We start from the raw sequence: 14,685 nt of genomic DNA, 5'->3' as shown, positions 1-14,685 counted from the left end.
CGTCCTCTGTCATCGTGCGTGCGCCGGTCTCAGCGTCGCGATTGCTGCTTCGCGACGCCGAACCGCACCACGGTCAGGGCCGTCTCGGGGCGGCTCTCGAGGCTCGGATCGCTGCTGCGTCCGCTGTCCACCAGGCTGCGCAGCGAGAGCGAGAGTTGCCCGACCTTCTGGGCGAGGGTCACGGTCTCGGCCTGGCCCGGCGTCAGCGCCAGGGTGGCCGTCTGCCCGGTGACGACGGTGTTGCCGTTCTTTTCCTGGACGACCTGCCCGATGGCCAGGACGCGCACGTCCTGGAGCAGGGTCTCGGAGAGCTGGACGTCGGCGGTCCCGCGTGCGGAATCGTCGTCCCGGTAAGTCCGGATCACGTCGACGTGGTCGTTGGGCAGGATGAAGCCGCCCGCCGTGCTGCTGCCGACCGCGTCGATGGTGATCGCCACGGCGCGCATGCCTGCGGGCAGGATCGCCGCCATGAAGCCGCCGTCGGATCGGGCGAGCTTCTGGGGCCTGATCGGTTCGCCGGCGAGGAAGCCGGAGCGGGCGATCGACCCGACGATCTCCTCCATGCCCTTCGGCGCGTTCGTGCGGGTGATGTAGCCGGTCGTCACGGCGTCGTTCGGCCAGGGCTGCCAGCGAAGGTCCGGCGCCTGGATGTTCTGTCCCATCGGCAGTTCGGCCGCCGCGACGAGGACATCGGTCATCGGCACGACGGGCGGCGGAACGACGGCCGCCGGCTGCACGACCGGCTTGTCCTCCCCACTGATCAACAACGCCGCGCCACCACCTGCCACGAGGGCTATGGCAAGAACGGCCAGTCTGGCTGGTTTCATCGCCGAACTCGAACCTGCACGGCACATCGCCGTGTCGGTCGAGGATGACGTCGCATTCCTCAAATTACGGTTAACAAGGAGTAATCGATCCGAACGAATGCCGAAATCCGAGGCGGCGCCAGATCAGACTGCGACGAGGCGGAGCCAGATGGCCGTATCGGGCATCACGACGAGGGCCGACAGCGCGAGGGCGATGCCGTAGGGAACGCCGGTCCTGGCGTCGTGCAGGTGCCGCGCGAAGGGCAGGCGCGCGACCGGGGAGGGGAGCGGCTGAAGGCGCAGGGCGAGGAGCGTCAGGGTCAGCGCGCCTCCGGCGAGGGAGGCGATGATCAGGTAGCCGGCCAGCTGGTCGAAGCCGATCCACAAGGCCGTCGCGGCCGCGAGCTTGGCGTCGCCGCCGCCGATGAAGCCGAGGGCGAACAGGGTGAAGGTGACGGCGAGGGTCGCGGCGCCCGCGCCGAGATGGCCCGCGAGATCGTCCCAACCGAGACCGCCGGCGACGGCGAAGACCGCGAATGCCGCGACCAGGGCGATCGACACCATGTTCGGGATCAGCATGGTCAGGAGGTCCCTGGCGGCGGCATAGGCCATCAGGAAGGGAAACACGACGAGGAGACTGACGCTGGCCATGTCGCTTTCGTTCCTGCCGCTCGGTGGACGTGCGAGGTGGGGCGAAGGCCCGATCGGTCCGACGATCGAAGCCTCTGCGGAAGCATCGGCGCGCCGACCCGTCAGGGTCGGCCGGGCGCCGCGGTGTCGAGACGCGACCGCGGCCGAACGGAGCGAGGAGCATTGCGGAGGACCGCAATACTCCTCGAAACCGATCGGGTCGGGCTATCGAACGCGCTCCGCAGGACCGTGTGGACGGACCGCAGACGCGGGTGCGTCAGGCGCGATCAGGAGGTCTTCAGGTTGTTCGCCACCGTGGTGAGCGTTCCCTTGAGGTTGGTGCCGACCGTACCGAGAATGGCAACGACGGCGACGGCGATCAGCGAGGCGATCAGGCCGTACTCGATGGCGGTGGCGCCGGACTCGTCAGCCACGAAACGCTTGAACATGGTGGTCATGGCAAAATTCCCCTGGGAGTGAATGTGCCGTTCACGCTCTGGGCGTCTCGATCGGCGACGGGTTCATATTGCCGAACGGCCCTTGCCATTGCGTTAAATCAGTCGCGGAAACGCAGGCAGATCCGCGGGCCTCGCGTTGTAGTGAAGCATTGGTAAAGCCCAAGATTTCGCGGGCGGCGACCGCTGATCCGAAAGGATCCGCGACCCCCAAATCCTTCGCGGTCTCGCCTCACCTGGGCCGCCGTGCCCGTCCGCGGTTCGAGGCGTCCCTGCCGGCGCCGAGGACGTCCGGTTATCGGTTCGTTTACCCTGCTCGTGCTTCCTGAGGGTCAAGCCTCGGCAGCGGGACGCGTGCCTCCTCGCCGAGATCGTTCACGATTTGCGTCGTGCCGTCCGGTCCGAGTGAGCGTCCGATGCACCCCCCATCAAACCCACCGCATATTCCGCTCCGGGTCCTGGCGGCCCTGATGCTGGCCGGCTATGCCGCGTTCGGTTGCTCCCATGCGCGCGCCCAGGCGATCGATGCGCCGCCCACCATCGTCGCGGTGACGGTCGACAACGCCAAGGTCATGCGCCTGCCGGAGAAGACCCAGACCGTGATCGTCGGGAACCCGATGATCGCCGACGTCGCCCTGCAGCGGAACGGCATCCTGATCCTGACCGGCAAGAGCTTCGGCAGCACGAACCTGATCGCCCTGGACGCCACGGGCCAGATGCTCGCGGAATCCACGATCAGCGTTCAGGCCCCGCAGGCCGCCGTGATCACGGTTCAGCGCGGGCTGGAACGGGAATCCTATTCCTGTACCCCGAATTGCCAGCCGTCGATCCAGCTCGGGGATGCGAACAAGTTCTACGGCGAAGTCAGCAGCCAGGCCGAGAGCCGCCGCAGCATGGCGACGGGCGGCGCGGCTGCGAGCCGCTAGTCCGGGCCAGACGACCTCGCCCCGCCCACGGCGGACACCGCAGAGCGAGATCCGCGTCCCGCGCGCAGGCGATCGAGGCGCGGCAAACCATGACGTCCGGCTTCACCCGCCGAACGAATGGCGATGAATGGCCGCGCTCTCGGCGGCGAGGCGGAAGCCGTCCAGGCCCTCGACCGTCGCGTCCAGGCCCGCCCGGCGGTCGGCGACGTACCGGAGGGCGCCGGCCACCACCCGCTCCGAGTAGGGCTTGGCGATCACCCCGACGGCACCGGCGAAATCGTCGGGGATCCGCTTGGCGTTCGCCGTCATGAACACGACCGTGACGTTCGGGTCGGCGCTGAGCGCACGGGCGACGTCGACACCGGTCGGTCCGTCGATCAGGTGGATGTCCACGAACGCCACGTCGGGTGCGGTCGCCCGTCCGAGAGCGATCGCCTCGGCCGAGCTTCCGGCGACACCCACCGTGACGTGGCCGAGATCGTCGAGCAGGCATTCGAGTTCGAGGGCGATCAGGACCTCATCTTCGACCACCAGAATGCGCAGCGGCGATCCGGTCATGGGGAAGCCCATTCCGGGCCGGGAGCCCGATCGGTGATGGCGCTCTGGAGCGAGATCGCATCAAGGGGGACCATGATCTCGACGCGGGTTCCGGGCCCGACATCGCTCCAGGCGATGACTCCCCGCAGCTGGCGCACCACCATCTCCACCAGGGAACGGCCGAAACCGGCCGGGTTCGGCGTTCCGGCGGCGAGGCCCACGCCATCGTCCTCGATCAGCATGCGCAGGCCGTCCGCGCTGCGCTGGGCGGTGATCGTGATCCGCCCGGGCCGGCTATCGGGAAAGGCGTGTCGGACGGCATTGGTGGCGAGCTCGTGCATCATCAGCGCCAGGGGCGCCGCCATCGCGGCGGACACGGCGATGGAGTCGATCGAGGCGCTCACGGCCGTACGGTCGGTATCGAGGCCGGCCACCAGTTCCGAGACGAAGTCGTCCGCGAATTCTCGAAGGTCGAAGCGGGTCACATCGCCGGTGGAGTAGAGCATTCGGTGCACCGTCGAGAGCGCCCCGATGCGCTCGGCCATGCCCTGAAGGGCGTCCCGGGCCTCGCCGCGCGGCGTTCGGCGCGCCTTCAGGAGCATCAGCGAGGAAATGACCTGGAGGTTGTTCTTGACCCGATGGTCGACCTCGTGGAGCAGCGCCGTCTTCTGTTCGAGGGCGGCCCGCAGATCCGCCGTCTGCTCGCTGACCCGGCGCTCGAGCTCGTCGTGCGCATCCTTCATCGCGACTTCGTGGCGGTACTTGCCGGTCATGTCGGCCTGGGCCGAGTAGAAATGCGCGATGCGGCCGGTCTCGTCATGCACGGGCGCCACCGTCATGCCGTTCCAGAACGACGTCCCGTCCTTGCGGTAATTGACGATCTCGATCTCGATCGGGCGCCCGGCGGTCACCGCCTCGCGCAAGCGGCGCACCGCGCGCGGATCGGTATCGGGACCCTGCAGCATCCGACAGTTCCGGCCCAGGACTTCCTCCCAGGCGTAGCCGGTCAGGGACAGGAAGGCGTCGTTCGCCCAGACGATGGGATTGTCGTCCTGGTGCGGGTCGGTCAGGACCATGGGCGTCGGGCTCGCGGTGAAGGCCGCCACGAACGCACCGGCGCCGATACCGAGGTCGCGTGTTCCCGTCGCCGGCGTTTCCCTATGCGTCATGATCGACTTCAGCCAAGACGAGATACCTGCACTGTCGACCCGTACGCCGGCCGGTCGCCTGTCGGCTGGAACGCGGATCCGGATTTGAACTGCCGGGAGGACTCGCCGTCAACACCTGGATCGGAGAACCTCGGGAGGGCGGTCGGGCCGCTAACAGGAAGATGCGAGACCTCGCGTTAAGATTTCGGAAGGCATGCTGTCGGTGGTAATCGATGCGCCACGGCAAACCGGCCCGGCGGCTAACCCCCGTCCCGGGCGAGCGCCGAGGTCCGCTTGCTTCGCGGGCATCAAGCCTTTCGGCCCTCAGGAGTTCCACGCCATGGCCCGAAGCGACGCAACGGACAGCCCGAGCCGCCGTCTCCGCCTGAAGGACATCGTCGAGGATCCGCGCATTCTCCTGATGCTCGCGCTCGGGTTCTCCTCGGGATTGCCGCTGCTGCTGGTGCTCGGGACCTTCTCGACGCGGCTCGCCTACTCGGACGTCGACGTCAAATCCATCGGCCTTTTCAGCTACTTGGCGCTGCCCTACTCGCTGAAGTTCTTCTGGGCCCCGCTCATCGACCGCTTCGACGTGCCGGTGCTCAGCGGATTGCTCGGACGCCGGCGCGCCTGGATGATCACGACCCAGTGTGCGGTCGCCCTGTCGCTGACGCTGATGGCCTCCGCCGACCCCGGCACGAGCCTCGCGCTTCTCGGCCTCGGTGCGTTCCTGGTCGCCTTCGGCGCCGCGACGCAGGACGTGGTCATCGACGGCTGGCGCATCGACGCGGCCGGCACCGACCTTCAGGGCGTGATGGCGGCGACCTCCAATCTCGGCTACCGCCTCGCCCTGATGTCGGCCGGCGCCGGTGCCCTCTTCATCGCGAGCGCCTATGGCTGGAGCGTCGCCTACCTGTCGATGGCGGGGCTGATGGGCGTCGGAATCGTCGCCGCGCTGCTCGCCCCGGCCTATGGCCGCGCGACCGCGGAGGCGACCGCGGCCGCACCGGCGAGAACCTGGACCTTCCGCGGCGCCGTCCTGGAGCCCCTGACGGAACTGCATACCCGGCTCGGGGCCGGCCTCTGGGCGATCCTCCTCCTCGTCGCCCTCTATCGGCTGCCCGATTTCATCTCGGGCGTCATGGCGAGCCCGCTCTACCGGGAGGTCGGCTTCAGCCTGGTCGAGATCGGCGCGGTCTCGAAGCTCTACGGGATCTGGATCGGCATCGCGGGCGCCTTCGTGGGGGGCTGGGCGATGACGCGCTTCGGGCTGTTTCCCACCCTCGTGGTCGGCGCCTTCCTGGGCGCGGCCTCGAACCTCTCCTTCTCGTGGCTGTCCTTCGGCGGGCCGGAGGTCTGGCGCCTCACCGCCGCGATCTCCATCGACAATTTCTGCGGCTCCTTCGCCGGGATGGCGCTGATCGCCTACATGTCGAGCCTGACCGCGCCGGGCTTCGCCGCCACCCAGTACGCCCTGTTCTCGTCGCTCTACGCGCTGCCGGGCAAGCTCGTGGCCGGAACCTCCGGTTACATCGTGGCGGCCTTCGGCTATCCGGTGTTCTTCGCCTTCACGGCGGCCGTCGGCATCCCGGTGGTCGTCCTCTGCCTCCTCGTCGGCCGGGCGGGCGGGCGCAAGGCGGCCGCGGCGCGGGCGACCGCGACCGATCCGGTCCGCCCGGAGACCGCCGCCGGCGACGAGATCGGCGGGAACCATGCGCGGGGTCCCGGCCTTGCTTCCACCGGCAACGACCAACCCGGGGCGGGCCGGACCGGACGCCCCCACCCGGCACACGGATGAGAGCGCAGACGTGAGCAACATCAAACTCGTCGACGACATCGTCACCGCGCCGGCCGTCCCCCCCGGCGCCCCGGACCTCAGCGACGCCGATCGCGTGGCGCTCCGTCGCGCCGTCGAGGCCCTGGAGAAGCCCGGGCTCGCCGCACGGCTCTCGGCGGTGGCCGGCGCGCCACTCGACATGATCAGCCGGGCGCTGCCCGCGCCAGTAACCGACGCCGTGTCGCAGGCGACCGAGCGCGCGATGCGCGCCTCGCTCAAGGTCGCCCTGGCGACCCTGCCGGCCGGCCGCGAGATCGACGTCCCCGCCCCGTCCGATCCACTTCTGGCCGGCCCCGCCGGCACGGAATCGGCCACGATCCGCACCGTCACGCGCCTGGCGAAGTACCTGCCTTCCAGCGCCTTCGGCCACAAGGCGATGGCGGCCGTCTCCGGTGCCGTCGGGGGCGCCTTCGGCCTCGCCACCCTCGCGGTCGAACTGCCGGTCTCCACGACCCTGATGCTGCGCTCGATCGCCCAGATCGCGCAGGAGGAGGGGGAGGATCTCGCCGATCCCGAGAATGCGCTCGCCTGCGTGCAGGTCTTCGCCCTCGGCGGTCGCGAGGCGGCCGGGAGCGCCCTGACCGAGAGCGGTTACTTCGCCGTGCGTGCGGCGCTGGCCAAGACGATGGTCGAGGCTGCGCGCTATGCCGGCAACCGGGCGCTCCTCGACGAAGCGGCGCCGGCCCTGATCCGCTTCTCGACGCAGATCGCCGCCCGCTTCGGCCTCGTCGTCTCGCAGAAGGTGGCGGCGCAGGCCGTGCCGATCCTCGGCGCCGTCGGCGGTGCGGCGGTGAATGCCGCCTTCATGGATCACTTCCAGTCCACCGCCCGGGCGCACTTCACCGTTCGGCGGCTGGAGCGACTCTACGGCGCCGCCCCCGTGCGCGCGGCCTACGAATCCGAGAAGGCGATGCTGGGCCTCTGAGCCGGTCAGGCCCGCGGGTAGCGACGCGCGAGCAGCGCGTGCACGAGGCGGGCGGTCTGGACCTCGCCGCCCTCCGGCCGGCCCGGCTTGGTCGATGGATTCCAGCCGTAGAGGTCGAAATGCACATGCGCCCGCGTGCCGGGCGCGAAGCGCCGCAGGAACAGGGCCGCCGTGATCGCCCCTGCGAAGGGGCCACCCGAAACGTTGTTCAGGTCGGCGACCTTCGAGTCGAGCAGGGTCGCGTAAGGCTTGTGGAGGGGAAGGCGCCAGACCGGGTCGGCGACGGCGATCCCGGCGTCCGAGACCGACGCGGCCAGGGCATCGTCCTCGGTGAAGAACGCCGGAAGGTCCGGTCCGAGGGCGACGCGCGCCGCGCCCGTCAGGGTCGCGAAATCCAAGAGTAGCTCCGGTGCTTCGGCATCCGCCAGGGTCAGGGCATCGGCGAGGATCAGCCGTCCCTCGGCATCGGTGTTGCCGATCTCGACGGTGAGGCCGGCCCGGCTGCGGATCACGTCGCCCGGGCGGAAGGCGCTGCCCGAGATGGCGTTCTCCACGGCCGGCACGATCAGGCGGAGGCGCAGGTTCAGTCCCGCACCCATCACCATGTCGGCGGCCGCGAGGGCCGCCGCGGCGCCCCCCATATCCTTCTTCATCAGGAGCATGCCGCTCGACGGCTTGATGTCGAGGCCGCCGGTGTCGAAGGCGACTCCCTTCCCGACGAGCGTCACACGCGGCGCATCGACCGGCCCCCAGGACAGATCGATGAGGCGCGGCGCCCGCGGCGAGGCGGCCCCGACCGTGTGGACGAGGGGAAACGCCCGCGCGAGTTCCTCGCCGGTGACGACCGAGACGGTGGCGCCGTGACGCCCGGCGACGGCGCGCACGGCCGCCTCGATCTCCGCCGGACCGAGGTCGTTGGCCGGGGTGTTCACGAGGTCGCGGCCCTGCGCCACCGCCTCGGCGATGCGGGTCACGGCGCCGCCGTCGACCCCGTCCGGGACCACCAGGGCCGGACGTTCCGCGGCGGCCTCGCGGTAACGCCCGAAGCGGTAGCTCCCGAGGAGCCAGGCGAGGGCCGCCGCACCGGAATCGAATCCGTCCACGGGCGTGAAGCGGTAGGTGCCGGGCGGGAGCGCGCCGGGCAGCTTGCCGGCGATCATCCGGTCGCCGGAGTCGCCCAGCCCGAACAGGACCTGATCGAGCCGTCCGTCCGCGGCCGGGAGGAGGGCGATGCGCCCGGCCTTGGGCGCGAAATCCGTGGCGCGCGCGAAGGCGGCCTGCGGCGCCGGCAGCGCCGCCTCGACCTGAACCCAGGATTCCGGCGTGACGCAGGTGATCGGGACGGCGTCGCCCGGATCGGCGACGAGGCGGGACAGGGTCTGGGTCATGGGTCTCGCGAGGGCGGGGGCGGCGAATTAACGGCGGGTTAGGGTTAACGCTCTATCACCGCCGGAACGGCAGCGCGAAGCGCTCGCCCGAGCAAATCCTGCGCCCGATCGGGCCGTCGCGGAGCGCGTCATGGTCACGCCGCTGTTCACGTTCTCCCGGGTGCGCCCGATGCCGCTGCTGGCGGCGACGCTCGTCGCCGCCCTCGCCGCGGGCTGCCAATCCCGGTCCCCCGAGACCACCGGCTCCATCGGCGGCCTCTCGCTGCCGGGCTTCGGCCGCCCCCAGAATCCCGCGGTGATCAGCCGCCGGGAGGTCGAGGCCCTGGGCGAGAAATACGCCGCCGATCAGAACGACGTGTCCCTGGCACTCCGGTACGCGCAGGCCCTGCGCGCCACGAACCAGAAGCCGCAGGCCGTCGCGGTCCTGCAGCAGGCGGCGCTGCGCAATCCCAAGAACAACACCGTGCTCGCCGCCTATGGCAAGAGCCTGTCCGAGGTCGGCCGCTTCCAGGAAGCGGCGGACGTCCTTCAGAACGCCCACACGCCGGCCCGGCCGGATTGGCGCGTGCTGTCGGCCCAGGGCGCGGTCGCCGACCAGCTCGACGATCACACCCGGGCGCAGGGCTTCTACGAGGCGGCGCTGAAGATCCAGCCGGACGATCCGGTCATCCTGTCGAACCTCGGACTCTCCTATGCCCTCGGCCGGCAGTTGACCCAGGCGGAGGCGACCCTGCGGCGGGCCGCCGAGCAGCCGCGGGCGGACGCGCGCGTGCGCCAGAACCTGGCCCTGGTGCTCGGGCTCCAGGGCAAGTTCTCCGAGGCGGAGGCGGTCTCCCGCCAGGATCTCTCGCCGGAAGAGGCCGCGGCCAACACCGCGGCGCTGCGCGCCTTCGTGGCGCAGCCGAACAGCTGGAAGGCCCTGAAGGCCGCCGATGGCCGCGGCGCGCGGCCTGTGCGCCAGGCCGCCGCGCGGCCGGTGGAGTGAGGCCGCCTGCCACCGATGGGGCGGGTGACTTGAGGTTAACCGCAGGTTAAGGCCCACGGCCTAGTCACAAACGGACATGGCGCCACGCGGCGCCGGCTCGCGGCCGTGCCGGCGGAAGAGGAGAGTGCGTGCGTTGGGGTGCTGATCGCTGGCGCTTCTATCGGCTGATCGGACGCGAGATCGCGGGCTCGGTGCGCGACACCTATGCTCGGATGACCGGCCGGCCCGATCTACTTGCCCGCGCACGCGTCACCGCCCTGGTCATCGCACCGCACGACTTGCGCACCAGCGACGCGACCTTCGCGGACGACATCTATGCCGGCCTGTTCGTCTTTGCCGGGCGCTCCCTCTCGGTCAGCGGCCGCTCCCCCTTCGACTACGCGCCGCCTTCGCCGGAATGGGCCGACATCCTTTACGGCTTCGGGTGGCTGCGACACCTGCGCGCCGCCGACACGGCCCTGGCCCGCGCCAATGCCCGCGCCTTCGTGGCCGACTTCATCGCTGGCCGCGGCGATGCGGCGCTCGCCCGGCCGACCCCCGTCGCGGCCCGCCGGCTGATCTCCTTCCTCTGCCAGTCGCCGCTGGTCCTGGAGGGCGCCGACCATGCCTTCTACCAGGCGTTCCTGAAGGCCCTCGGCAAGACGGCGCGCGACCTCGAGGGCGACCTGCGCCGGGGCATCTCACCCCAGAGCCGCCTGCTCGCGGCGGTGGCGCTGTGCTACGCGGGCCTGTGCTGCGACGGCATCCAGCCGATCCTGCGCCGCGCCACCCGCATCCTCGTGCGCGAACTCGAACGGCAGATCCTGCGCGACGGCGGCCACCGCAGCCGCGACCCGCGCTTCGCGATGGAACTGCTCCTCGACCTGCTGCCCCTGCGGCAGAGCTTCCTCTCGCGCAGCGTCGACCCGCCGGAAGCGCTCCTGCACGCCATCGACCGGATGCTGCCGCTGCTGCGGCTGCTCAGGCATCCGGATGCCTCGCTCAGCCACTTCAACGGCATGGGCGCGACGGCGGCCGACCACCTCGCCACCCTGCTGGTCTATGACGGCGCCCTGGCCCAGCCGATGATGCACGCGCCGAATTCCGGCTACGAGCGCCTGGAGGGCGGACGCGTCCTCGTGGTCGCCGATGTCGGCGCGCCGCCTCCGCTGCCCGATTCGATCAACGCGGGCGCCGGGTGCCTGTCCTTCGAGATGTCGAGCGGACCGCAGCGCATCGTCGTCAATTGCGGCCTTCCCGCGAGCGGACCCGAACTGCGTCGCCTCGCCCGCAGCACGGCCGCCCATTCCACCGCGACGGTGGGCGACACCTCGTCCTGCCGCTTCCTGGTCGGCGGGGGGGCCTGGTACGAGCGCTGGGCCGTGACCTGGCTCTCGCACCGGATCGGCCCCGTCATCCTGCGCGGCCCGCGCGACGTGAAATCGGAGCGCGTGAAGGAGGAGGGCGCCACCATCCTGGCGGCGCGCCACGACGGCTATGCCCGCGACCTCGGCCTCATCCACGAACGCCGCTGGCGCCTCACCGGAAACGGCAACCTCCTCGAAGGCGAGGACGCCTTCGTTCGCCCGCCGGTGGCCAAGCGGGGCAAGGCCCGGCACCGGCCGCAGGAAGTGGCGGTGCGCTTCCATCTGCATCCCGCCATCGCCGCGCGCGGCCTCGACCACGGGCGCCTCGAACTGACCTCGCCGATCGGCGAGGTCTGGCATTTCGGCGCCGAGGGCGCGCCGGTCGCCTTGGAGGAGAGCGTCTACTTCGCCGGAATCACCGGCGCCCGGCGCACCGACCAGATCGTGCTCTACGTGCCGGTGACCGAGGACACCCGCGTCCGCTGGGGCTTCGCTCGGGTCCAGACGCGACAGGGCTGAAAAAGCGGTCCGGCGGAGAGCACGGCCGACCCCGAGGAGACGACTGGCCGCAGCGCACAATTTCGTGGTAGGCGCCCGACAGTTTTTCGTCGCTTGCCTTCGGACGCAACGCCATGTCGCATGACCAGGTGCGGGTCACCCGCGCACTCCTCTCCGTTTCGGACAAGGAAGGCCTCGTCGCGTTCGCCAGCGCCCTCGACCGCCTCGGCGTCGAGCTCGTCTCCACCGGCGGCACCCACAAGGCCCTGAGCACGGCCGGGCTCCGGGTCACGGAGGTCGCCGACCTGACGGGCTTTCCCGAGATGATGGACGGGCGGGTGAAGACCCTGCATCCCGGCGTCCACGGGGGCCTGCTCGCGGTGCGCGACAACCCCGAGCATCAGGCCGCCCTCGCGGCGCACGGGATCCGCGCCATCGACCTCCTGGTGGTTAACCTCTACCCGTTCGAGGCGACGGTGGCGAAGGGCGCCTCCTACGACGACTGCGTCGAGAACATCGACATCGGCGGACCGGCGATGATCCGTGCCGCTTCCAAGAATCACGCAGACGTCGCGGTCGTGGTGGATGTCGGCGATTACGGCGATCTCCTCGCCGAACTGGAGGCGAATGCCGGTAGCCTGCACGAGCGGACCCGGCGCCGCCTCGCCCAGAAGGCCTATGCGCGCACCGCGACCTACGACGCAGCCATCGCCAACTGGCTCGCCGGACAGATCGAGACCGAGGCGGCGCCGGCCTATCGCGCCTTCGGCGGCAGCCTCGCCCAGCCCCTGCGCTACGGCGAGAACCCCCACCAGACCGCCGCGTTCTACCGGTCTTCCGGGCTGCCGCGCGCAGGCGTCGCCACCGCGCGCCAGCTCCAGGGCAAGGAACTGTCTTACAACAATCTGAACGACACCGACGCGGCCTACGAGTGCGTGGCCGAGTTCGATCCGGCACGGTCGGCGGCGGTGGCGATCATCAAGCACGCCAATCCCTGCGGCGTGGCCGAGGGCACGAGCCTCCGCGAGGCCTACGAACGCGCCCTGAGCTGCGACCCGACATCGGCCTTCGGCGGGATCGTCGCCCTGAACTGCCCCCTCGATGCGGAGGCGGCGCGCAAGATCGTCGAGATCTTCACCGAGGTGATCATCGCGCCGGACGCCACCGAGGAGGCGATCGCGATCGTCGCGGGCAAGAAGAACCTGCGCCTCCTGCTCGCCGACGGTCTGCCCGACCCGCGCGGGGCCGGCGAGACCGTGAAGACCCTCGCGGGCGGCCTCCTGGTCCAGGCCCGCGACGCGGCGGTGGTCGACGACATGCCGTTGACGGTCGTCACGCAGCGCGCGCCGTCCGAGCGCGAATACGCCGATCTGCGCTTCGCCTACCGGGTCGCCAAGCACGTGAAGTCGAATGCGATCGTGTATGCGCGCGACGGCGCGACGGTCGGCATCGGGGCCGGGCAGATGTCGCGGGTGGATTCCTCGCGCATCGCCGCCTGGAAGGCGGCCGAAGGCGCCAAGCGCCTCGGTGCAATCGAGAGTCTCGCCAAGGGCTCGGTGGTCGCTTCCGACGCCTTCTTCCCCTTCGCCGACGGGCTGATCGCGGCGGCGGAAGCGGGCGCCACGGCGGTGATCCAGCCAGGCGGCTCCATGCGCGACGCCGACGTGATCAAGGCCGCCGACGCGGCCGGCCTCGCGATGGTGTTCACCGGCCATCGCCATTTCCGCCACTGACGTCTCGCTCGGACAGCCTTGAACGGCTAAGCTTCCGGCTTCACGAGGCCTGACCAAATGACTCACACCCAACACTCCACCCGCCGCGAGGAGCGCCGCGCGGCGGGCAAGCGCCTGCGCGAGCAGGTCTCGCGCGAATCGCACGCCGATTGGCAGCCGGCACCGCAGCGCGATCCGATCGCCATCCTTCAGGCCGGGGAAGCCGGCCGGCTCGGCGAGCTCGTGCCACTGCGCCGGGAGCGGATGCGGGCGGACCCGTTCGCCTTCCTGCGCGGAGCCGCCGCCGTGATGGCGGCAGACCTCGAGGGCGTGCCGGTTCCGGGCATCCCGGTCCAGGCCTGCGGCGACTGCCACATCGGCAATTTCGGCGTCTATCGCAGCCCCGAGGGGCAGACGCTGTTCGACATCAACGATTTCGACGAGACGCTGTGGAACGTCGACTTCACCGTCGACGTGAAGCGCCTCGCCGCCAGCATCGCCCTGGCGGCCCTGCCACGGGGCGAGGACAAGGCCCGCCGCGCGGCCCGGGCCGGCGTCCGCGCCTATCGCGAGCACATGCGCGAACTCTCGGCCCTCTCGCCCCTGGCGATCTGGCACAGCCGGATCGACCTCGACCATGAGGTCGGGCGCCTCGGCGACGACGACCTGTGCCGGCGCCTCCTGTCCGAGGCCGCGACCGAGAACGCCGACGGGCTGAGCCGCGGCGACGTACCCGCCCTCGCGGTGGCCCCGGGCGAGACCGACCCGGCGGACTGGCGGATCGCCGACAAGGCGCCGACGATCTTCCACCAAGGGCGAGGCGGCCTGACCGAGGCGGTGCGCGATGCGGCGGAGGCGCTGCGCGCCTATCCGGACAGCCTCACCGCCGACCGCTGGACCCTGCTATCCCGCTACGCGCAGCGCGACGTCGCCTTCAAGGTCGTCGGCATCGGATCGGTGGGGCTGGTCTGCGCCGTCGGGGTCTACACCGACGCGGACGGCGCCCCGCTGTTCCTGCAGATCAAGGAGGCCCGTCCCTCCGTGATCGGCCAGCTCGCGCTCAGCCCCTTCAGCGTGGTCTCGGAGGGCCAGCGGGTGATCGACGGCCAGCGGATCATGCAGGCGGCGAGCGATCTCTTTCTCGGCACGGCGTTCTCCGAGGCGAGCGGGCGCTCCTACTACGTGCGCCAGCTCAAGAACCGGAAGCTCTCGGCCGTCGGCGGGATCCTCGCGGAGAGCGGCGCCAAGGCCTATGCGCAGCTCTGCGGCACGACGCTGGCGCGCGCCCATGCCCGCTCCGGCGACGCGGCGATGATCGCAGGCTATCTCGGCAAGGGCTCCGCCTTCGACGAGGCGGTCGCGGACTTCGCCATGGCCTATGCGCGCCAGAGCATCGCGGACCATGCCCTGCTGGTCACGGACTTCCTGACCACGCCCGAGCCCCAGGCCGACTGAAACGTCAAGGGGCCCCGCCTCGCGGCGGGGCCCCTCG

The 14,685-nt window shown here is 70.6% G+C and carries 13 protein-coding genes; 7 read left to right on the top strand and 6 right to left on the bottom strand.

Features of this window, described 5'->3' with window-relative positions; translation table 11 throughout:
- Positions 1-29: 29 nt before the first annotated feature.
- The 3 genes from cpaB to ACLBWX_RS04770 all read right to left on the bottom strand — a co-directional run bounded on the left by cpaB (position 30) and on the right by ACLBWX_RS04770 (position 1,894).
- On the bottom strand, positions 30-827 hold the full coding sequence (gene cpaB / locus ACLBWX_RS04780) for a Flp pilus assembly protein CpaB (protein ID WP_447675935.1): 798 nt from the start codon (positions 825-827) through the stop codon (positions 30-32).
- A gap of 123 nt (positions 828-950) precedes the next feature.
- Positions 951-1,457 (bottom strand): A24 family peptidase, encoded by a 507-nt coding sequence (locus ACLBWX_RS04775; RefSeq protein ID WP_447675934.1) that lies wholly within the window; start codon positions 1,455-1,457, stop codon positions 951-953.
- A gap of 266 nt (positions 1,458-1,723) precedes the next feature.
- Positions 1,724-1,894 carry a Flp family type IVb pilin gene (locus ACLBWX_RS04770; RefSeq protein WP_447675933.1) on the bottom strand — a complete coding sequence of 57 codons (171 nt, stop codon included), beginning with the start codon at positions 1,892-1,894 and terminating at the stop codon, positions 1,724-1,726.
- Between the two features lie 413 nt (positions 1,895-2,307).
- On the opposite strand from ACLBWX_RS04770, the gene ACLBWX_RS04765 reads away from it, so the two are divergent.
- Complete coding sequence (locus ACLBWX_RS04765) at positions 2,308-2,817, top strand: pilus assembly protein N-terminal domain-containing protein (protein ID WP_447675932.1); 510 nt, start codon at positions 2,308-2,310, stop codon at positions 2,815-2,817.
- A 102-nt stretch (positions 2,818-2,919) separates the two neighbouring features.
- Here ACLBWX_RS04765 and ACLBWX_RS04760 read toward each other — a convergent pair whose 3' ends face one another.
- Together ACLBWX_RS04760 and ACLBWX_RS04755 are read right to left on the bottom strand one after the other, a co-directional pair.
- The gene (locus ACLBWX_RS04760; protein ID WP_447675931.1) at positions 2,920-3,375 is read right to left on the bottom strand and encodes a response regulator; all 456 of its coding nucleotides are present in this window, start codon (positions 3,373-3,375) and stop codon (positions 2,920-2,922) included.
- Entirely contained in the window at positions 3,372-4,523 is a 1,152-nt protein-coding gene (locus ACLBWX_RS04755; RefSeq protein ID WP_447675930.1) for a PAS domain-containing protein, read from the bottom strand. The genes ACLBWX_RS04760 and ACLBWX_RS04755 overlap by 4 nt, the downstream gene beginning before the upstream one ends.
- Before the next feature lie 319 nt (positions 4,524-4,842).
- On the opposite strand from ACLBWX_RS04755, the gene ACLBWX_RS04750 reads away from it, so the two are divergent.
- Both ACLBWX_RS04750 and ACLBWX_RS04745 read left to right on the top strand, forming a co-directional pair.
- On the top strand, positions 4,843-6,300 hold the full coding sequence (locus ACLBWX_RS04750) for an AmpG family muropeptide MFS transporter (protein ID WP_447675929.1): 1,458 nt from the start codon (positions 4,843-4,845) through the stop codon (positions 6,298-6,300).
- Positions 6,301-6,310: 10 nt separating this feature from the next.
- A complete protein-coding gene (locus tag ACLBWX_RS04745; RefSeq protein WP_447675928.1) occupies positions 6,311-7,264 on the top strand; it encodes an EcsC family protein in 954 nt (317 codons plus the stop codon).
- A gap of 5 nt (positions 7,265-7,269) precedes the next feature.
- On the opposite strand, the gene ACLBWX_RS04740 is transcribed toward ACLBWX_RS04745, so the two are convergent.
- Positions 7,270-8,652 (bottom strand): leucyl aminopeptidase family protein, encoded by a 1,383-nt coding sequence (locus ACLBWX_RS04740; protein WP_447675927.1) that lies wholly within the window; start codon positions 8,650-8,652, stop codon positions 7,270-7,272.
- 130 nt (positions 8,653-8,782) lie between these two features.
- On the opposite strand from ACLBWX_RS04740, the gene ACLBWX_RS04735 reads away from it, so the two are divergent.
- The 4 genes from ACLBWX_RS04735 (at position 8,783) to ACLBWX_RS04720 (ending at position 14,648) form a co-directional block, all read left to right on the top strand.
- Positions 8,783-9,637, top strand: a complete 855-nt coding sequence (locus ACLBWX_RS04735) for a CDC27 family protein (protein WP_447675926.1) — start codon at positions 8,783-8,785, stop codon at positions 9,635-9,637.
- A 128-nt stretch (positions 9,638-9,765) separates the two neighbouring features.
- Positions 9,766-11,502, top strand: coding sequence for a heparinase II/III family protein (locus ACLBWX_RS04730; protein ID WP_447675925.1), 1,737 nt, complete (start codon positions 9,766-9,768; stop codon positions 11,500-11,502).
- A gap of 113 nt (positions 11,503-11,615) precedes the next feature.
- The gene (purH, locus tag ACLBWX_RS04725; protein ID WP_447675924.1) at positions 11,616-13,214 is read left to right on the top strand and encodes a bifunctional phosphoribosylaminoimidazolecarboxamide formyltransferase/IMP cyclohydrolase; all 1,599 of its coding nucleotides are present in this window, start codon (positions 11,616-11,618) and stop codon (positions 13,212-13,214) included.
- 57 nt (positions 13,215-13,271) lie between these two features.
- Entirely contained in the window at positions 13,272-14,648 is a 1,377-nt protein-coding gene (locus ACLBWX_RS04720; RefSeq protein WP_447675923.1) for a DUF2252 domain-containing protein, read from the top strand.
- Positions 14,649-14,685 lie beyond the last annotated feature (37 nt).

It is taken from the genome of Methylobacterium sp. M6A4_1b (assembly GCF_053345175.1).
The sequence above is the reverse complement of the archived record's forward strand: the minus strand, read 5'-3'. Positions and strand labels throughout refer to the sequence as shown.